This window comes from Pseudomonas sp. S32 (genome assembly GCF_016648095.1).
Taxonomy (GTDB): Bacteria; Pseudomonadota; Gammaproteobacteria; order Pseudomonadales; family Pseudomonadaceae; genus Aquipseudomonas; species Aquipseudomonas parafulva.
Genome location: NZ_JACVVF010000009.1, coordinates 114,614 through 133,043 on the forward strand (window position 1 = coordinate 114,614; position 18,430 = coordinate 133,043).

The following is an 18,430-nucleotide window of genomic DNA, read 5'->3' on the forward strand; positions in this document are numbered from 1 at the left end:
TGTCAGCGCCCACCCAGCTCTTGGATATTCTGCTTGAGGTTGTCGAAGTCGTACTCCGACAAGCCTATGTAATCGAGCACCAACGGCCCGACCGCGTTCCATTCGTGATCCACCGCCTGGTTGCCCAGTACACGGAACGACGCGCAGATGTGCTCCGCCATTTTCAGCACCGCCAGCAGGTTCTTCATCTGGCCCTGGTTATTGCTTGAGCTGTCGTCGCGGAACACCGAGAGGGCATTGTGGTGGTTGGCAATGGCCGCGGTCAGGTGTTCGGGCAGGCGCCAGGACTTGGCCGTGAAATACCCCACCACCGAATGGTTGGTATTGAGCGTGCGGTTTTCGGTATCGACCACGCGGGTGTGTTGGTCGGCCTTGGCATAGGCGTCTTCCAGCACCTGCATGTAGTGGGGGAAGCGCTTGAGCATCAGCGGCACGCCGCAGTCATGGAACAGCCCCAGGGTGTAGGCCTCGTCCGCCGGCTGGATGCCCGTGCGCTTGGCCAGGGTCAGGCAGGTCATCGCCACATCCTGGGCGGTGTCCCAGAAGCGGTTGAGGGTGACGATGGTTTCGTCGCTCATCTCGCCCTTGATCGACTGGGCGTTGATCAGGTTGATGATCGAACGGCTGCCCAACAGGTTCACCGCGCGCTGGATCGAGCCGATCTTGTTGCTCAGGCCGAAGTGCGGCGAGTTGACGAGCTTGAGCAAGGCACCGGAGAGCCCTGGGTCCTGGGATATCAGCTTGGCGATGGTTTCCAGGTCCGGGTCGGGCATGTACTGCTCGAACTGCAGATCGACCATGATCTGCGGCTGCGGCGGAATGGTAATGCCTTGCAAGGCTTGCTGGATCTGTTCGGCGCTGAGTTCTTGGGACATGCGTGCACACTCGTATGGGACCGCCAATTCTAACGCGGCGGGCGGCCAGGAAACTAACCATTGAATCGGTGCGTTGGAACTTTCCTTTAGCCCCACTGGCCTGTTTCTCATATTCATCGAGTAAGGGAGCAAGACCATGAGCACAGCATTGAACGGCAAGCGCGTGGCCATTCTGGTTACCGACGGTTTTGAACAGGTCGAGCTGACCGGCCCTCGCGAGGCCCTGACCAAGGCCGGCGCACAGGTGCACATTCTCAGTGAGAAAGAAGGCAAGGTGCGTGGCTGGAACCACGACAAACCGGCGGATGAATTCCAGGTCGACGCCACCTTCGATGCAGCCGGCCAGACGGTCTACGATGCGCTGGTGCTGCCAGGCGGCGTGCAGAACTCCGACACCATCCGGCTGATTGCCGGGGCGCAGCAACTGGTGAAAAGCCACGATGCGGCCGGCAAGCCGCTGGCCGTGATCTGCCACGGCGGCTGGCTGCTGATTTCCAGCGGGCTGACCAAGGGCAAGCGCATGACCAGCTTCAAGACCTTGCAGGACGACCTGCGCAACGCTGGCGCCGAATGGGTGGATGAAGAGGTGGTGGTGGACGGCAACCTGATCAGCAGCCGTCAGCCAGATGACATCCCCGCCTTCAACGCGCAATTGGTGAAGGCCCTGTCGGCCTGACAGCTGGCAGGCAGCGCGAAGGCCGGACAGGCGTTATACTCCCGCTCTTTTTCCCGGAGCGACGTCATGTCCCTGCCCAGCCTTCGCCTCAAAGCCAACGCCGACCGCCGCCTGCGCGCAGGCCACCTGTGGGTCTACAGCAACGAGGTCGACGTGGCCGCCAGCCCGCTGCAGGGCTTTCAGGCCGGCCAGCAGGCGGTACTGGAAGCTGCCAACGGCAAGCCCCTGGGGATCGTTGCCGTCAGCCCCAACAACCTGATCTGCGCCCGCTTGCTGTCCCGTGACGCCAAGCTGCCGCTGGACAAATCGCTGCTGGTGCACCGCCTGAATGTGGCCCTGTCCCTGCGCGAGCGCTTGTTCGAACAACCCTGCTACCGCCTGGTGTACGGCGATTCCGACCTGCTGCCGGGCCTGGTGGTGGACCGCTTCTTCGATATCCTGGTGGTGCAACTGGCCTCCGCGACCATGGAAGCCCACAAGGATGAGGTGGTCGCCGCACTGGTGCAGGTACTCAAGCCTAGCGGCATTCTGTTCAAGAATGACTCGGCCGCACGGGATGCAGAAGGCCTGCAGCGTTACGTGGACACGGTGTACGGGGAGGTGCCCGACTGGGTGCCGCTGGAAGAAAACGGCGTTCGCTTCGAAGCCCCGGTACGCGACGGCCAGAAAACCGGTTGGTTCTACGATCACCGCATGAACCGTGCGCGCCTGGCGCCCTACGTGAAGGGCAAGCGCGTACTGGACCTGTTCAGCTACATCGGCGGCTGGGGTGTACAGGCAGGTGCCTTTGGTGCCAGCGAAGTGTTCTGCGTGGATGCGTCGGGCTTCGCCCTGGACGGCGTTGAACGTAACGCGGCCCTGAACGGCATCAGCGAAAAGCTGACCTGCATCGAGGGTGACGTGTTCGAGGCCCTGCGCGAGCTGAAAGCGGCCGAAGAACGTTTTGACGTGATCATCGCCGACCCGCCCGCCTTCATCAAACGCAAGAAAGACCTGAAAAACGGTGAAGCGGCCTACCGGCGCCTGAACGAGCAGGCCATGCGCATGCTGAGCAAGGACGGCATTCTGGTGAGCGCTTCCTGCTCGATGCACCTGCCGGAAGACGACCTGCACAACATCCTGCTGACCAGCGCCCGCCACCTGGACCGCAACCTGCAGTTGCTGGAACGCGGCGGCCAGGGCCCGGATCACCCGGTGCACCCGGCCATCGCCGAAACCCGCTACATCAAGAGCATCACCTGCCGGTTGCTGCCCAACAGCTGACCTGCGCGACAAGGGGCCGCTTGGCGGCCCCTCATCCATGCCCTTGCAGGTTAAAGTGCCAGTACTTGCGTGGCGATGCCGAAATACACCAGCACACCCGCCGCATCGGCAATCGATGTGATCAACGGGCCACTGGCCGTTGCAGGGTCCAGCCGCAGGCGGCTGAGCAGAAACGGCAGGCTCATGCCGATCAGGCTGCCCACCATCACGATCACCACCATGCTGCTGGCAACGATCAGTGCAATCTCCGGCCCACCGCGCAGCAGCCCCAGCGCCGCGACGGCAACAGCCATGGTGCAGCCCAGCAGCAACGCTACCCCGAACTCCCGGCCCAGCATGCGTGCCCAGTCGCGCAGCATGACTTCGCCGGTGGCCAGCCCGCGCACCATCAACGTTGCCGACTGGGAGCCGGCATTGCCGCCGCTGTCTACCAGCAATGGCAGGAAGAACACCAACGCGATGTTGGCGGCGATGGTTTCTTCAAAGGCGGCGATGCCGGCCCCCGAAAACAGGTTGCCGAACACCAGCAACACCAGCCACAGCACGCGCTTGCGGTACAGCAGGCCAAGCGTGGCGTGCCGCAGGTTGCCTATGTGGTTGGTGATGGAAGCACCCTTGTGAAAGTCTTCGGTGGCTTCGCGGCGTTGCGCCTCGAGCGCCGCGTTCACGTCCGAACCTGGGGTGTTTTTTTCGATTTGCTGTTGCATGAAGTTCTCCAGGCGCCGATGCAGGCGCCTGCAGACCTCAACCACACGGGCTCAAGCCTTCGGCAGCCCTGGCGACGGCGCGCTCAGTGCCAGATTGCAGTTCGTTGGGAACCGGTAACTGGGAAGGTCCATTGAGGATGTATCTCGTGTAACCGCACATGCGGCGGCCGGATGATAGTGATAGGTGGCAGCAAGGTCAGCCCTTTGCAGGGCATTTCAGACGTTTCCTACAGGCACCGGTAACAAGCCCAAAACCGCCGTCCAGGCACATCGTCGTTCCCTCCCCGCCTCAGCGGTGTAGAATCGGCCTATTCATCGCCAGTCATCCCCGGCGGGTTTATGAGCTCTGGTCAAGCACGCGGCGATCCCGCGCGGTCTTCGGCCCCATCCGTGCCTGTGGCAACCGGCCTGCGGTACAAAGGACAAGAGAAGCTCACTCCCCTTTTTGTGACCTGATTAAGCCGCCAGGAGTGCTTCATGCCTGATTATCGTTCCAAGACTTCCACCCACGGCCGCAACATGGCCGGCGCCCGTGCCCTGTGGCGCGCCACCGGCATGAAAGACGACGACTTCAAGAAGCCGATCATCGCCATCGCCAACTCGTTCACCCAGTTCGTCCCAGGTCACGTACACCTGAAGGACCTGGGCCAGCTGGTTGCCCGCGAAATCGAGCGCGCCGGTGGCGTGGCCAAGGAATTCAACACCATCGCGGTCGACGACGGCATCGCCATGGGCCATGACGGCATGCTGTATTCGCTGCCAAGCCGCGAAATCATCGCCGACGCCGTGGAGTACATGGTCAATGCCCACTGTGCTGACGCCATCGTGTGCATCTCCAACTGCGACAAGATCACCCCAGGCATGCTCATGGCTGCCCTGCGCCTGAACATCCCGGTGATCTTCGTGTCCGGCGGCCCGATGGAGGCCGGCAAGACCAAGCTGGCCAACCATGGCCTGGACCTGGTGGACGCCATGGTCATCGCCGCCGATAGCACGGCGTCCGACGAGAAGGTCGCCGAGTACGAGCGCAGCGCCTGCCCGACATGCGGCTCCTGCTCCGGCATGTTCACGGCCAACTCCATGAACTGCCTGACCGAGGCCCTGGGGCTGGCACTGCCGGGCAATGGCTCGACCCTGGCCACCCACTCCGACCGCGAGCAGCTGTTCCTTACGGCTGGCCGTACCATCGTCGAGCTGTGCAAACGCTATTACGGCGAGAACGACGAGTCGGTGCTGCCGCGCAACATCGCCAACTTCAAGGCGTTCGAAAACGCCATGATGCTCGACATCGCCATGGGTGGCTCCACCAACACCATCCTGCACTTGCTGGCAGCCGCCCAGGAGGCCGAAGTGGCGTTCGACCTGCGGGACATCGACCGCCTGTCGCGCAAGGTGCCGCAGCTGTGCAAAGTGGCGCCGAACATCCAGAAGTACCACATGGAAGATGTGCACCGCGCGGGCGGCATTTTCAGCATCCTCGGTTCGCTGGCACGTGGCGGCTTGCTGCACACCGACCTGCCGACCGTTCACAGCCGCAGCATGGAAGAAGCCATCGCCAAATGGGACATCACCCAGACCGACGATGAGGCAGTGCACACGTTCTTCAAGGCAGGCCCTGCCGGCATCCCGACCCAAACCGCATTCAGCCAGTCCACCCGCTGGCCAAGCCTGGACCTGGACCGCGCCGAGGGGTGTATCCGCAGCGCCGAGCACGCCTACTCGCAAGAGGGCGGGCTGGCCGTGCTGTACGGCAACATCGCCCAGGACGGTTGCGTGGTGAAAACTGCCGGCGTCGATGAGTCGATCCTGGTGTTCGAGGGCAATGCGAAGATCTTCGAAAGCCAGGACAGCGCCGTGCGTGGCATTCTCGCCGACGAGGTAAAGGCCGGCGATATCGTCATCATCCGCTACGAAGGCCCCAAAGGTGGCCCGGGCATGCAGGAAATGCTGTACCCCACCTCCTACCTGAAATCCAAGGGCCTGGGCAAAGCCTGCGCACTACTCACCGACGGCCGCTTCTCGGGCGGCACCTCGGGCCTGTCCATCGGCCATGCTTCACCGGAGGCCGCAGCAGGCGGTGCCATCGGCCTGGTGCGCGACGGCGACAAGGTGCTGATCGACATCCCCAACCGCTCGATCAACCTGCAGGTCAGCGATGAAGAACTGGCACACCGCCGCATCGAGCAGGACAAGAAAGGCTGGAAACCCGCCGAAGTGCGCCCACGCAAGGTAACCACCGCCCTCAAGGCCTACGCCCTTTTGGCGACCAGTGCCGACAAGGGTGCAGTGCGGAACAAGGCGATGCTGGACGGGCTTTGAAGCTGCAGTTGCTCGGGTTGGTTACAGGGGCCGCTTTGCGGCCCCTTTTTGCGGCCCGACCTACTGAATCTGCTCCGGCGTCACAATCACCCAGTTCTTGTCTGCAGTCACCGGCAACCCTTCCTTGGCCTGGGCTGCCGCCTGCTTGGCGATCATCCCGTTCAGCTGGTCCATGTACTTGGCCTTGCGGTTTATCCACAGGTGGATCCCCCCCTTGCCAACATCCACCCCATGGAACTGCATGTAGCCGTCGCTTGTGGGCGTGTCGCCGCCTACCAGCACGGGTTTCTTCCACTCATCGATGTACGTCAGGATGGCGGCCTGCTTGCCGGCCATCCAGGTAGCCGGCGTCCACAGGTAAGGGGTGAGTTCGAGACGCTCGTTGGCCTTGGGGTCATAGTGCCCGGCGCTGATCTGCTTGCGCGCGGTGGTGAGCGCGCCGCTGGCGGGGTCCTTGAGCAGCAGGCTGACGCCGATCACGTTCTGGGGTTTGACGTTGTAGCCGTACTTGGGGTCGGACGCGACCATGCGCACCAGTTCCTCGGACGCTGCGGAAATCACGTACACGTCGATGCCGTTTTCCATCAGCTTGTTGTACAGCTCGGCCTGGCCCTTGAATACCTTGGGCGGCTGCACGTCCAGGGTCTTGACCTGGTCGCCCTCGTAGTAGGTGGCGGGGATGGGCGCTGTGCTGGCCATCAGCTCATCCACCTGCTGTTTCAACTGCTGCAGGGTGAACCCTGAAAACACCTGGGCGACCCAGGGGTAGCAGACCATATCGTCCACCTCGCACAGCCGATTGTAGTAGCTGTAGAGGCTCTCCTTGTGCTCAGCGGTATCCTTGAACGGCATCAGTTTCAAAGAGGGGTCGAGCTTTTCACGGGTCAGCAGGCCCTTGTTCTCCATGAACGGCAGCAGCGCCTCCTCAAGGTCGTAGCGGTAGCTGGTGTTGTCCATGTCGAACACCGCGTAGTTACCTTTGTTGGCATTGGCGGCAATCATGCTGTCGAGTTGCTTGGCCGCCTCAGGGGGCCAATGGGTGAGCTCGGTGGCCATGGTTTCGATACTCACCAGCGAGGCGAGGAAAAAGGCGAGGGTCTTCGGCGCGAACGTCATGTACGAATCTCCTGAAGTGACCCAGCAACGCTAGTGCAACTGCTGCAATTGGCAAACCCCGGATAACGACCCCAAAGCCGCCACGAACGCCGCGCGCATGACTGTGCACGACAACCCGTTATTCCAAAAACGACTATGCACATTCCATTTAGGTATAAATTCGTTTGTTTTCAGGCTGTTAGCATTTCCGTTCGCAATCGCTCACAGAGGCGATGCCCCTTATCGCTTTTCTCGCTGGAGCTTCAATGAACCTGCCGCTGTCACTCAACCTGCTGGCATTCCTGGCCCTGTTGCTGGGCCTGGCACAAACCCGCCGCACGCAATGGAGCCTGGCCAAGAAAGTACTGCTGGGCCTGGCAATGGGCGTGGCGTTCGGCCTGGTGCTGCACAGCATCTATGGTGCCGGCCACCCGGTGCTGAAGGCCACTATCGGCTGGCTGGACCTGGTCGGCAATGGCTATGTCGGCTTGCTGCAGATGATCGTGATGCCGCTGATCTTCGCCTCCATCCTCAGCGCAGTGGCGCGCCTTCACAATGCATCGTCCCTGGGGCGCATCAGTGTGCTCAGCATCGGTACACTGCTGCTGACCACGGCAATCGCTGCACTGATCGGCATCGTGTTGACCAACCTGTTCGGCCTGAGCGCCGAGGGGCTGGTGGCCGGCGCGCAGGAAAGCGCACGCATGCAGGTTATCCACAGCGACTATGCAGGCAAAGTCGCCGACCTCAACATCCCGCAGCTGCTGCTCTCGTTCATCCCCAGCAACCCGGTTGGGGATTTGGCGCGGGCCAAACCGACGTCGATCATCAGCGTGGTGATCTTTGCCGTGTTCATCGGCCTGGCAGCGTTGCAACTGATCAAGGACGACGCCGAAAAGGGCCAGCGCGCCCTGTCGGCCATCGATACCCTGCAGGCCTGGGTAATGCGCCTGGTGCGCGTGGTGATGAAGCTCACGCCCTACGGCGTGCTGGCGCTGATGACCAAGGTGGTAGCCAGCTCCAACCTGGAAGACATCCTCAAGCTGGGCAGTTTCGTGGTGGTGTCCTACCTGGGCCTGGGGCTGATGTTCGTGGTGCACGCCATCATCCTGGCCTCGACCGGAGTGAGCCCGCTGCGCTTCTTCCGCAAAGTGTGGCCGGTGCTTACCTTTGCCTTCACCAGCCGTTCCAGCGCAGCCAGTATTCCGCTGAACATCGAAGCGCAGACACGCCGCCTGGGTGTGCCGCAGTCGATTGCCAGCTTCAGTGCATCGTTCGGTACCACCATTGGCCAGAACGGCTGCGCCGGCTTGTACCCGGCCATGCTGGCGGTAATGGTGGCACCGGCCGTGGGCATCGACACCTTCGACCCACTGTGGATCGCCACCCTGGTGGCCATCGTCACCCTGAGTTCTGCGGGGGTGGCAGGCGTAGGTGGCGGCGCCACGTTCGCCGCATTGATCGTGCTGCCGGCCATGGGCTTGCCGGTTGAGCTGGTGGCCTTGCTGATTTCGGTGGAACCCCTGATCGACATGGGGCGCACGGCATTGAACGTCAACGGTTCGATGACCGCAGGGGTGGTGACCAGCCAGTTGCTGAAAGAAACCGACAAGGCAGTGCTGGCAGACGACGAGCACGCCGAGCTGAGCCATACCTGAGGTTCACAGAGGTGGGGGCGGGCTCGCCGGCCCCCACGCAACCGCCCGCTGTCAAACCCTGTCCCACACCTCAAACTGATACCCAGGCTTCCCCTCCTCCACCTGGGCCTCGCTGGACACCAGTGCCCACTGTTGCGGGTCGAACGCCGGGAACCAGGCGTCGCCCTCGGGTGACAACGCCACCCGGGTCAGGTACATGCGGCTGACCAACCCTTTCTCCAGTGCCTGCCCATACAGCTGCGCACCGCCGATCAGCATCAGCTCGTCGACGCCCTGCTCACGCGCCCACTGCTCGGCACGCACCAGCGCCTGCTCCAGCGAACCGAACACTTCGGCGCCAGCCAGCGCCAGGCCCGGTTGCCGGCTGACCACAATGTTCAGCCGCCCTGGCAGTGGCCGGCCCAGCGAATCCCAGGTCTTGCGGCCCATGATGATCGGCTTGCCCAAGGTGGTGGCCTTGAAATACCTGAAGTCCCCCGGCAGGTGCCAGGGCATGGAGTTGTCGATACCTATCACGCGGTTTTCGGCATACGCCGCGATCAGGCTGAGGGGCAGTGATGTATTCATGCCAGCGAGAATAGCACCGGCCGGGTGGGTTATGCTTCTGCCCAGACCTGTGCAATGGAAGACTTCGTGACTGCCCTCACCCCCCTGGACAAGCGCTGGCTTACCGAAGCAGTACGCCTGCGCGAGGAACACGCCGGCCCGCTGGAAGACCAGGAAGCAAACCGCCGCGCCCGCCAGCAAGGCGGCGAGCTGGCGACCCGTGTGGAAACCCGTGCGTTGCTGCTGGCAGATCGCGATGGCATGACCACGGCGCTGCGCCACTGGAAGCAAGGCGCCCGTCTGGCCTTGCTGGCATTGCTGCTGATGGCGCTGCTCAGTGGTGCAGGGTTGGCGCTGGCAGCCCTGGGCGACGGGCAGCGCCCGGTGAACGTGTTCTGGGCCTTGGGCAGCCTGCTTGGCCTGAACCTGCTGATGTTGCTGGGCTGGGCCGCCGGCTTCATGCTCAGCGGCGAGCAGGGTGCGGTGCTTGGCCGGCTGTGGCTGTGGTTGAGTGAGCGCTTTGCCAGGGATGCCAAGGCCGCACAGCTGGCGCCGGCTCTGCTGGTGCTGTTGCAACGCCAGCGCCTGAACCGCTGGGTGCTGGGCCTGCTGGTCAACAGCCTGTGGCTGGTGGCGATGCTCAGCGCCATGGGGGTGATGCTGGCACTGCTTGCCACCCGGCGCTACGGCTTCGTGTGGGAAACCACCCTGCTGGCCGCCGACCCGTTCATCTCCTTGACCCAGGCACTGGGGGCGCTGCCTGGGCTACTGGGCTTTGCGGTACCCGACCCGGCCATGGTCCGCGCCAGTGGCGACACGCTGCCGGCGCTGGCCTTGACCCGCCAGGCCTGGGCCAGCTGGCTGCTGGGTGTGGTGCTGGTGTTCGGGCTGCTCCCGCGCCTGTTGCTGGCCGGGCTGTGCCTGTGGCGCTGGCGACAAGGCCGCAGCCGCCTGGTCCTGGACCTGAACCTGCCCGGCTATGCGTCACTGCGCGAGGCACTGATGCCCCACAGCGAGCGCATGGGCGTGCAGGACGACGCCCCTGAAAGCCTGCCGGCGTTCACGGCAGGCAAAATGCCAGGCGACGGCAGCGGCGGCCTGTTGGTCGGCCTGGAGCTGGACGACCAGCGGCCCTGGCCACCCGCGCTACCCGCAGGCGTGACCGACGCCGGCGTGCTCGACAGCCGTGAGTCGCGCAACCACCTGCTTGAACAGCTGGGCCGCTTCCCCCCGGCGCGCTTGGCCATCGCCTGTGACCCAAGCCGCTCTCCTGACCGCGGTAGCCTGGCCCTGCTGGCCGAGCTGGCGCGCACGGCCGGTAGCACACGGGTCTGGCTGCTGCCAGCAACCCCTGGGCTGACGGTGGACGCCCAACGCCTGGGCGATTGGCACGAAGCCCTTGATCGCCTTGGCCTGCACCATGGCGAGGCGCCTCCATTGACCTGGCTGGAGCTTGGCCATGACTGAGCCACTTAAACTGGCCGTGGTTGGCCACACCAACGTCGGCAAGACCTCGCTGCTGCGCACGCTTACCCGCGACGTCGGCTTTGGCGAGGTATCGCACCGCCCCAGCACCACCCGTCACGTGGAAGGGGCGCGCCTGTCGGTGGGCGGCGAACCCCTGCTTGAGCTGTACGACACCCCCGGCCTGGAAGATGCCATCGCCCTGCTCGACTACCTCGAGCGCCTGGAGCGCCCCGGTGAACGGCTCGATGGCCCGGCACGGCTGCAGCGCTTTTTGCAGGGCAGCGAAGCCCGCCAGCGTTTCGAACAGGAGGCCAAGGTGCTGCGCCAATTACTGGCAAGCGATGCCGGGCTGTACGTCATTGATGCGCGCGAGCCGGTGCTGGCCAAGTACCGAGACGAGCTTGAGGTACTGGCCAGCTGCGGCAAGCCGCTGCTGCCGGTGCTCAATTTTGTCGCCAGCCAGCAACACCGCGAGCCCCAATGGCGTGAAGCCCTTGCCAGGCTTGGGCTTCACGCGTTGGTGCGGTTCGACAGCGTGGCCCCGCCCGAGGATGGTGAGCGGCGTCTCTACGAAAGCCTGGCCCTGCTGCTGGAAAACGCCCGCCCCAACCTGCAGCGGCTGATCGACGACCAGCAGGCGCAGCGCCTGGCCCGCCGGCAAAGCGCCAAACGCCTGATCGCCGAACTGCTGCTGGACTGTGCTGCATGCCGGCGCAGCGTCGCGGCCGAGCCTGCGGCAGAAGCCCAGGCCATCGGGGCATTACGTGATGATGTGCGCCAGCGTGAACAGCGCTGCGTCGAGGCCCTGTTGAAGCTGTATGCCTTTCGCCGCGAGGATGCCCATGCCAACGACCTGCCGCTGCTCGATGGGCGCTGGGGTGACGACCTGTTCAACCCCGAAACCCTCAAGCTGCTGGGGGTGCGCCTGGGCAGTGGCGTAGCGGCCGGGGCAGCAGCTGGCGCCGGGGTCGACCTGCTGGTCGGCGGCCTGACGTTAGGTGCTGCAGCGTTGGCCGGGGCCATCGCCGGCGGCGCGCTGCAAACAGCCCGCAGCTATGGTTCACGGCTGATGGGCAAACTGAAGGGCAAACGTGAGCTGACGGTGGACGATACCGTGCTGCGCTTATTGGCCCTGCGTCAGCAGCAATTGCTGGTGGCGCTGGAAAACCGGGGGCATGCGGCCCAGCACAGCATTCTTCTGGGTGAGCTGGATGAAAAGGCCTGGCGGCAGGGCAAGTTGCCAGAGGCGCTGGTCAGTGCCCGTGCCCATCCGCAGTGGTCCACCCTCAACCCGGGGGCGAAAGTGAACCAGCCACAACGGCAAGAGCAACTGGACGCGCTGGCCCAGCAGCTTTAACGCCCCAGGCCGTTAGTATCCTCTACTTGCGCAACAGGCGCAGGCCGTTGAACACCACCAGCAAACTCACGCCCATGTCGGCGAACACGGCCATCCACATGGTGGCCATGCCCGCGAAGGTAATGGCCAGGAAGATCGCCTTGATGCCAAGGGCCAGCACGATGTTCTGCATGAGGATGGCTGCGCTTTGCCGCGAAAGCCTGATGAAGGCCGGGATCTTGCGCAAATCGTCGTCCATCAGCGCCACATCGGCGGTTTCGATGGCGGTATCGGTGCCTGCTGCGGCCATGGCGAAGCCCACCTCGGCCCGCGCCAGGGCCGGCGCATCATTGATCCCGTCACCGACCATGCCCACCCGATGGCCTTCTGCATACAGCGCTTCGATGCTTTTGAGCTTGTCGGCAGGCAGCAGATTACCCTCGGCACGGTCGATCCCCACTACCGCAGCAATGGCCTGGGCAGTATGTGGGTTGTCACCGGTCAGCATCACGGTCTTGATGCCCAGTTCATGCAGCTCGGCAATGGCCTGACGGCTGGTTTCCTTGACGGTATCGGCCACCGCGAACAGTGCCAGCGGGCCAGAGCTGTCCAGTAACAGCACCACGGTCTTGCCCTGGCGCTCCAGCACGTCCAGCTGGGCTTCAAGCTCGGGCGAACACAACCCCAGCTCTTCCACCAGGCGGTGATTGCCCAGGTGATACACCTGGCCCTCGATGGTACCGCGCACGCCACGACCAGCCAGTGCGGCGAAGTCCTGCACCTCCTGGGTGGCCACGCCTTGTGCCTGGCCAAACTGTGCAATGGCACGCGACACCGGGTGGTCGGAGCGCCCGCCCAGGCTGGCGGCAAGTGCCTGGGCACGGCCTTCGAACAGCGGCTGCAGCACGGTAGCGTCGGTTTGCACTGGCTTGCCGTGGGTAATGGTGCCGGTCTTGTCCAGCGCCAGGAAATCCAGGTGTCGCCCCCCTTCCAGGTACACGCCACCCTTGATCAGGATGCCCTTGCGGGCCGCAGCGGCCAGGCCGCTGACGATGGTCACCGGGGTGGAAATCACCAGGGCACAGGGGCAGGCCACCACCAGCAGCACCAGCGCACGGTAGATCCAGTCGAACCAGGCGCCATCCGTGAACAGCGGCGGAAGAACCGCCACTGCCAGGGCGATGGCAAATACCACCGGGGTGTAGATGCGCGAGAAACGGTCGACGAAGCGCTGGGTAGGCGCACGTGCGCCCTGGGCCTGTTCGACAGCCTTGATAATGCGTGCCAGGGTCGACTGGCCGGCGGCCGCCGTGGCGCGGAACTCCAGCGCCCCGGCCTGGTTGATGGTGCCGGCGAACAGCTTGTCGCCCACGGCCTTTTCCACAGGCAGGCTTTCGCCCGTAATCGGCGCCTGGTCGACACTCGACTGCCCACTGGTGACCTCGCCATCCAGGCCGATGCGCTCACCAGGGCGCACCCTGACCAGCGCGCCGATGGCCACTTCGCGCACATCAACCTCACGCCACTGGCCGTCGGCCTGTTGCACCGTGGCCATGTCCGGCGTCAGTTGCATCAAGCCGCTGATGGCATTGCGTGCGCGGTCCAGTGAGCGAGCCTCGATCAACTCGGCGACGGTGAACAGCACCATCACCATGGCAGCTTCAGGCCACTGGCCGATCAACAACGCGCCGGTCACGGCAATGCTCATCAGGGCGTTGATGTTGAGGTTGCGGTTTTTCAGGGCGATCCAGCCCTTTTTGTAGGTGCCAAGGCCGCACCCCAGAATGGCCGCCAGTGCCAATGCCGCCACCACCCATTGCGGGGCCAGTTGAGCAAAGTGCACGATTTCGGCAGCGATCGCCGCCACGCCTGACAAGGCCAGCGGCCACCAGCGGCTCTTCACCGGCTGGGCGGCAGTGGCAGCGCCGTCATCCTCGTCACCCAGCGGCTCGGCTTTCATGCCCAGGCTGTCGATGGCCCGCTCGATTTCGGCGGTACCCTGCAAGGTATGACGCACACCCAGCACGCGGTTGATGAGGTTGAACTCCAGTTGCTCGATGCCGGCCAGGCGGCCCAGCTTGTCCTGGATAAGCGTCTGCTCGGTCGGGCAGTCCATGGCATCGATGCGGAAACGGCTCAGTTGCGCCTGGTCGCTGGCATTGTCGGTCAGCTGTACCAGGGCCGGCGCCGCTTGCGAGCCACAGCAAGCGTGCGCATGCGGGGCATGGTTGTGCCTGGCATGGCTATGGGCGTGATCGCCATGGTCGTGATCAGGCTTGTGGTCGTGGCTGACAGGCTGGTTCATGGGGTGTCCTTAAATGGCCTGTTGCCAAGTGAACACCCTGTAGCCACTATAGGGTCAAGCCATTATGGGGGATGAGTGATGAAAATCGGCGAACTGGCCAAGGCAACCGAGTGTGCGGTAGAAACCATCCGCTATTACGAGCGCGAGCAACTGTTGCCGGAGCCCGCCCGCACCGATGGCAACTACCGGCTATACACCCAGGCCCACGTGGAGCGCCTGACGTTCATCCGCAACTGCCGCACGCTCGACATGACCCTGGAAGAAATACGCAGCCTGCTGCAACTGCGCGACAGCCCCCAGGCCTCCTGTGGCAGCGTGAACGCGCTGATCGACGAGCATATCGAGCACGTCCAGGCACGCATCGACGGCCTGGTAGCGTTGCAGGAGCAACTGGTGGACCTGCGCCGGCGCTGTAACAGGCAGGGGGCAGAATGCGCCATCTTGCAACAGCTGGAGACCAATGGCGCGGTTTCAGTGCCCGATGTGGAGCATTCACATGTCGGCCGCAGTCACGGCCACTGACCCTGTACCCTACACCGCCATCGGCGCTGTCATCGGCGCATGGTGCTCATACCCTTCCAGCCAGAAATCGCCCGGCTCGATCTGCTCCAGCCACTGCGGCTCGTACTTGCCAGTCTCGGCAAACGCCGGCACGCGGTCGCTGATCACCAGCTTGGGCGCCTCCAGCGGCTCACGCTTGAGCTGCTCGTTGAGCATGTCCAGGTGGTTTTCATACACATGGGCATCGCCAATGAAATACGTGAACCAGCGCGGGGTGTAACCGGTCAGTCGGCCGAACAGCGACAGCAACGCCGCGCCCTCGGTCAGGTTGAACGGTGTGCCCAGGCCCAGGTCGTTGGAGCGAATGTACAACGTCAGGGAAATCTCGCGGGTTTCGACGTTAGGGTGGAACTGGTACAGCAGGTGGCACGGCGGCAGCGCCATTTCATCCAGCTGGGCGCAGTTCCAGCCGTGGAACAGGATGCGCCGGCTGCCCGGGTCGTTGGCGATGGTGTCCAGGCACTGACGCACCTGATCGATGGCCTTGTACAGGATGACAAACGCCACGCCGTTTTCTTCGTCCTGAGCAATGCGGCGAAAACCTGCCAGCTCGGCTTTCTCGATGGCCGCCGGGTTGCTCAGCGGGATGCGTTTGTACCCCGGCCATTGGCGCCATTGCACGCCGTAGATCTCGCCCAGGTCGTCATGCCCCTGGCGGAACGGGTTGGCCAGCCACTGGGCATTTTCGTTGGCATTCTGGTCCCAGACCTTGCAACCCAGTTCACGGAATTCACCCGCGTTACGTACGCCGCGCAAGAACCCGACCATTTCGCCTATGGCCGACTTGAACGCCAGCTTGCGGGTGGTGATGGCGGGGAAGCCTTTTTGCAGGTCGAAGCGCAGCATGGCACCTGGCAGGCTGATGGTGCGGATGCCGGTGCGGTTTCCCTGCAGCGTGCCGTTGTCGATGACGTCGCGGACCAGGTCCAGATACTGTTTCATGGCTTACCTGTAGCAAATACGGCAGGGGGATCGCCCCTGCCGCGGGATTAATCAGGCGGGTGTCGCCGTGGGCTTGCGATTATAAGCCCACCAGATCAGGCCAAGGCCAGCCAGGATCATGGGCACGCAGAGAATCTGACCCATGGTCAGCCAACCCCAGGCGATGTAGCCCAGCTGGGCGTCCGGCACACGTACGAACTCCACGATGAAGCGGAAGATGCCGTAGAACAAGGCGAACATGCCGGACACCGCCATGGTTGGCCGTGGTTTGCGCGAGAACAGCCAGAGAATGGCGAACAGCGCCACGCCTTCCAGCGCGAACTGATACAGCTGCGACGGGTGGCGCGGCAGCTGCGCCGGGTCGCTGAATGGCGGGAAGATCATCGCCCAAGGCACGTCGGTAGGCTTGCCCCACAGCTCGGCGTTGATGAAGTTGCCAATGCGCCCTGCGCCCAGGCCGATGGGTACCAGCGGGGCAACGAAGTCCATCAGTTCGAAGAACGACTTGTTGTTGCGTTTGCCGAACCACAGCGCCGCCAGCATCACGCCAATGAAGCCGCCGTGGAACGACATGCCGCCCTTCCACACCTCAAGGATCAGGGTGGGGTTGGACAGGTAGGCGTGCAGGTCGTAGAACAATACATAGCCCAGCCGCCCACCGACAATTACCCCCATCGACAGCCAGAACACCAGGTCGGAGAGCTTTTCCCGGGTCCAGGTGGGATCGAAGCGGTTCAGGCGCCGCGTGGCGAGCAGCCAGGCGCCGCCGATGCCAACCAGGTACATCAGCCCGTACCAGTGAATCTTCAATGGCCCCAGGGCCACCGCCACGGGGTCTATCTGCGGGTAAGGCAGCATGTAACTTCCTCTTGGTTCAAATCAAAAAACTCAGGCCAACACTGAACAGCAGTGCCGCAAACAGGCGCTTGAGCAGGCGTGGCGACAGCCTATGAGCCAGGCGCGCGCCAAAACGTGCGAAAAACATGCTGGTGACGGCAATACCCACCATCGCCGGCAGGTACACGTACCCTAGGCTGTTGGGCGGCAGGTTTGCCTCGTGCCAGCCCAACACCATGAAACTGAGGGCACTGGCCACGGCAATGGGCAGGCCGCACGCCGAGGATGTGGCCACCGCCTGCTGCATCGGCAGGCTGCGCCAGGTGAGGAACGGCACGGTCAGTGAGCCCCCACCGATACCGAAGATGGCGGAGGCCCAGCCAATGACGCCACCGGCCGCGATCAGCCCAGGCTTGCCCGGGATACCACGGCTGGCCTTGGGCTTGAGGTCCAGCGCCATCTGCACAGCGATGACCAGGGCGAATACGCCGATGATCTTCTGCAGCATCGGCCCCTGGATCAACGAGGCCGTCTTGGCGCCGATACCGGCGCCCAGCAGGATACCCAATGTCATCCAGGCGAAGATCGGCCACTGCACCGCGCGCTTGCGGTGGTGTTCGAGCACGGCGTTGATCGAGGTGAAGACGATGGTTGCCAGTGAGGTGCCGACCGCCAGATGTGTCAGCACCGAGGCATCGAAGCCCTGCAAGGTGAAGCTGAACACCAGCACGGGCACGATGATGATCCCGCCCCCCACGCCGAACAGCCCGGCCAGTACCCCGGCGCATGCACCCAACAGCAGATAGAGCACGAATTCCATTCGGCATCCCCCGAAAAATCAATCCGGCATGGTAACGGAAGCCGGCCTTGGCGCTCTAGTGAACTCTGCATCACGATGGATCTGCATTGTTACCCTGGGTACAGTGGCAGAAAACAGGGAGGCCGGGCCCATGTGCCTGATCGTATTCGCCTGGCGGCCAGAGCATGCCCTGCCGCTGATCGTGGCGGGCAACCGCGACGAGTTCTATGCCCGCCCTACCCAGGCCCTTGCCCCATGGGGTGATGCCCCCGGCGTACATGCGGGCCGCGATCTGGAAGCGGGTGGAACCTGGTTGGGTGTGGGGCCCCGGGGGCGGTTCGCAGCGCTGACCAACATTCGTGACCCCGGCCAGCCCCTTGGCCCCCGATCACGGGGCGAGCTGGTTGCGGCTTACCTGCAGGGTGAACTGGGGGTTGAGGCATACCTGGACGAGGTGGCCGGCCGTAGCGGCCAGTATTCCGGGTTCAACCTGTTGGTAGGTGATGGGCAGCGGCTGGGCTATGTGAATGCCCGGGAGGCTGCACCGCGTCTGCTGGGGGCCGGGGTCTACGGGCTTTCCAATGGGGGCCTGGATACTCCGTGGCCAAAGCTGGTGAAGGCACGCAGCCGGCTGGAAAATCTTTTGGAAACGGCCGAGCCGGAAGTGCTGCTGGCATTGCTGGCGGATAACCAGCCTGCTGCTGACGGTGAATTACCGGAGACAGGCGTGGGGCTGGCAACAGAGAGGTTGCTGTCCAGCGTGTTCATCGCCAGCCAGAACTACGGCACCCGGGCGAGTACAGTGCTGATTGTGGATGCCGAGGGCAGGCGGCGGATGGTCGAGCGCAGTTTCGGGCCCTTTGGGGGGCATTTGGGAGAGGTGGTGTTGGACGTGTGAGGCCAGCCGCGCGAACGCCTTGGCGCATGGCGCGATCTCATGGCGTACAAACAGGGCGGTCGCGCGCGCCCCCACAGGCGTGACTGGCCCGAAACAAGCGTAGGAGCGAGCAAAGCTCGCGATGCGCCGCGCGGGCGGCGCTCGGT

16 protein-coding genes are annotated in these 18,430 nt (G+C 63.7%); 8 read left to right on the forward strand and 8 right to left on the reverse strand.

The genetic code is table 11. The features are described from left to right. Positions 1-2 precede the first annotated feature (2 nt). Positions 3-821, reverse strand: a complete 819-nt coding sequence (locus IAE38_RS07475; protein WP_201163067.1) for an HDOD domain-containing protein — start codon at positions 819-821, stop codon at positions 3-5. A gap of 190 nt (positions 822-1,011) precedes the next feature. Here IAE38_RS07475 and IAE38_RS07480 point away from each other — a divergent pair, with 190 nt between their 5' ends. Next, the gene (locus tag IAE38_RS07480) at positions 1,012-1,551 is read left to right on the forward strand and encodes a type 1 glutamine amidotransferase domain-containing protein (protein ID WP_060480828.1); all 540 of its coding nucleotides are present in this window, start codon (positions 1,012-1,014) and stop codon (positions 1,549-1,551) included. 66 nt (positions 1,552-1,617) lie between these two features. Continuing rightward, positions 1,618-2,814 (forward strand): class I SAM-dependent rRNA methyltransferase, encoded by a 1,197-nt coding sequence (locus tag IAE38_RS07485; protein ID WP_201163014.1) that lies wholly within the window; start codon positions 1,618-1,620, stop codon positions 2,812-2,814. Positions 2,815-2,864: 50 nt separating this feature from the next. Here the strand turns inward: IAE38_RS07485 and IAE38_RS07490 are convergent, their stop codons facing one another. Next, positions 2,865-3,521 (reverse strand): magnesium transporter, encoded by a 657-nt coding sequence (locus tag IAE38_RS07490; RefSeq protein WP_080667808.1) that lies wholly within the window; start codon positions 3,519-3,521, stop codon positions 2,865-2,867. A gap of 477 nt (positions 3,522-3,998) precedes the next feature. On the opposite strand from IAE38_RS07490, the gene ilvD reads away from it, so the two are divergent. Continuing rightward, the gene (gene ilvD / locus IAE38_RS07495; protein WP_201163013.1) at positions 3,999-5,840 is read left to right on the forward strand and encodes a dihydroxy-acid dehydratase; all 1,842 of its coding nucleotides are present in this window, start codon (positions 3,999-4,001) and stop codon (positions 5,838-5,840) included. A gap of 60 nt (positions 5,841-5,900) precedes the next feature. On the opposite strand, the gene IAE38_RS07500 is transcribed toward ilvD, so the two are convergent. Then, positions 5,901-6,956, reverse strand: a complete 1,056-nt coding sequence (locus tag IAE38_RS07500; RefSeq protein WP_201163012.1) for a haloacid dehalogenase-like hydrolase — start codon at positions 6,954-6,956, stop codon at positions 5,901-5,903. A gap of 245 nt (positions 6,957-7,201) precedes the next feature. Here IAE38_RS07500 and IAE38_RS07505 point away from each other — a divergent pair, with 245 nt between their 5' ends. Continuing rightward, the gene (locus IAE38_RS07505; protein ID WP_201163011.1) at positions 7,202-8,593 is read left to right on the forward strand and encodes an L-cystine transporter; all 1,392 of its coding nucleotides are present in this window, start codon (positions 7,202-7,204) and stop codon (positions 8,591-8,593) included. Between the two features lie 51 nt (positions 8,594-8,644). Here the strand turns inward: IAE38_RS07505 and IAE38_RS07510 are convergent, their stop codons facing one another. Then, positions 8,645-9,160: a dihydrofolate reductase gene (locus tag IAE38_RS07510; protein WP_028632077.1), complete on the reverse strand. Its 516-nt coding sequence runs from the start codon at positions 9,158-9,160 to the stop codon at positions 8,645-8,647. A gap of 54 nt (positions 9,161-9,214) precedes the next feature. On the opposite strand from IAE38_RS07510, the gene IAE38_RS07515 reads away from it, so the two are divergent. Further along, positions 9,215-10,606, forward strand: a complete 1,392-nt coding sequence (locus IAE38_RS07515) for a DUF2868 domain-containing protein (protein ID WP_201163010.1) — start codon at positions 9,215-9,217, stop codon at positions 10,604-10,606. Next, complete coding sequence (locus IAE38_RS07520) at positions 10,599-11,963, forward strand: GTPase/DUF3482 domain-containing protein (protein WP_028632079.1); 1,365 nt, start codon at positions 10,599-10,601, stop codon at positions 11,961-11,963. The genes IAE38_RS07515 and IAE38_RS07520 overlap by 8 nt, the downstream gene beginning before the upstream one ends. A 22-nt stretch (positions 11,964-11,985) precedes the next feature. Here IAE38_RS07520 and IAE38_RS07525 read toward each other — a convergent pair whose 3' ends face one another. After that, complete coding sequence (locus IAE38_RS07525) at positions 11,986-14,247, reverse strand: heavy metal translocating P-type ATPase (protein WP_201216834.1); 2,262 nt, start codon at positions 14,245-14,247, stop codon at positions 11,986-11,988. A 78-nt stretch (positions 14,248-14,325) separates the two neighbouring features. On the opposite strand from IAE38_RS07525, the gene cadR reads away from it, so the two are divergent. After that, entirely contained in the window at positions 14,326-14,769 is a 444-nt protein-coding gene (cadR, locus tag IAE38_RS07530) for a cadmium resistance transcriptional regulator CadR (RefSeq protein ID WP_028632081.1), read from the forward strand. 9 nt (positions 14,770-14,778) lie between these two features. Here cadR and IAE38_RS07535 read toward each other — a convergent pair whose 3' ends face one another. From IAE38_RS07535 to IAE38_RS07545, 3 genes are read right to left on the reverse strand one after another with little or no spacing between them, the layout of a single operon-like run. Continuing rightward, entirely contained in the window at positions 14,779-15,750 is a 972-nt protein-coding gene (locus IAE38_RS07535; RefSeq protein WP_201216836.1) for a thymidylate synthase, read from the reverse strand. 51 nt (positions 15,751-15,801) lie between these two features. After that, a complete protein-coding gene (gene lgt / locus IAE38_RS07540; protein ID WP_201163006.1) occupies positions 15,802-16,608 on the reverse strand; it encodes a prolipoprotein diacylglyceryl transferase in 807 nt (268 codons plus the stop codon). Positions 16,609-16,624: 16 nt separating this feature from the next. Beyond that, positions 16,625-17,407, reverse strand: a complete 783-nt coding sequence (locus IAE38_RS07545) for a sulfite exporter TauE/SafE family protein (RefSeq protein WP_201216838.1) — start codon at positions 17,405-17,407, stop codon at positions 16,625-16,627. Between the two features lie 130 nt (positions 17,408-17,537). Between IAE38_RS07545 and IAE38_RS07550 the strand changes: the two genes are divergently transcribed. Continuing rightward, positions 17,538-18,284, forward strand: coding sequence for an NRDE family protein (locus IAE38_RS07550; protein WP_201216840.1), 747 nt, complete (start codon positions 17,538-17,540; stop codon positions 18,282-18,284). Positions 18,285-18,430 lie beyond the last annotated feature (146 nt).

What these genes read in the sequence shown, in the direction of transcription:
- IAE38_RS07480 (WP_060480828.1), top strand. Translation starts at nt 1,012, where the DNA reads ATGAGCACAGCATTGAACGGCAAGCGCGTGGCCATTCTGGTTACCGAC.
- IAE38_RS07485 (WP_201163014.1), top strand. Translation starts at nt 1,618, where the DNA reads ATGTCCCTGCCCAGCCTTCGCCTCAAAGCCAACGCCGACCGCCGCCTG.
- IAE38_RS07490 (WP_080667808.1), bottom strand. Translation starts at nt 3,521, where the DNA reads ATGCAACAGCAAATCGAAAAAAACACCCCAGGTTCGGACGTGAACGCG.
- ilvD (WP_201163013.1), top strand. Translation starts at nt 3,999, where the DNA reads ATGCCTGATTATCGTTCCAAGACTTCCACCCACGGCCGCAACATGGCC.
- IAE38_RS07500 (WP_201163012.1), bottom strand. Translation starts at nt 6,956, where the DNA reads ATGACGTTCGCGCCGAAGACCCTCGCCTTTTTCCTCGCCTCGCTGGTG.
- IAE38_RS07505 (WP_201163011.1), top strand. Translation starts at nt 7,202, where the DNA reads ATGAACCTGCCGCTGTCACTCAACCTGCTGGCATTCCTGGCCCTGTTG.
- IAE38_RS07510 (WP_028632077.1), bottom strand. Translation starts at nt 9,160, where the DNA reads ATGAATACATCACTGCCCCTCAGCCTGATCGCGGCGTATGCCGAAAAC.
- IAE38_RS07515 (WP_201163010.1), top strand. Translation starts at nt 9,215, where the DNA reads ATGGAAGACTTCGTGACTGCCCTCACCCCCCTGGACAAGCGCTGGCTT.
- IAE38_RS07520 (WP_028632079.1), top strand. Translation starts at nt 10,599, where the DNA reads ATGACTGAGCCACTTAAACTGGCCGTGGTTGGCCACACCAACGTCGGC.
- IAE38_RS07525 (WP_201216834.1), bottom strand. Translation starts at nt 14,247, where the DNA reads ATGAACCAGCCTGTCAGCCACGACCACAAGCCTGATCACGACCATGGC.
- cadR (WP_028632081.1), top strand. Translation starts at nt 14,326, where the DNA reads ATGAAAATCGGCGAACTGGCCAAGGCAACCGAGTGTGCGGTAGAAACC.
- IAE38_RS07535 (WP_201216836.1), bottom strand. Translation starts at nt 15,750, where the DNA reads ATGAAACAGTATCTGGACCTGGTCCGCGACGTCATCGACAACGGCACG.
- lgt (WP_201163006.1), bottom strand. Translation starts at nt 16,608, where the DNA reads ATGCTGCCTTACCCGCAGATAGACCCCGTGGCGGTGGCCCTGGGGCCA.
- IAE38_RS07545 (WP_201216838.1), bottom strand. Translation starts at nt 17,407, where the DNA reads ATGGAATTCGTGCTCTATCTGCTGTTGGGTGCATGCGCCGGGGTACTG.
- IAE38_RS07550 (WP_201216840.1), top strand. Translation starts at nt 17,538, where the DNA reads ATGTGCCTGATCGTATTCGCCTGGCGGCCAGAGCATGCCCTGCCGCTG.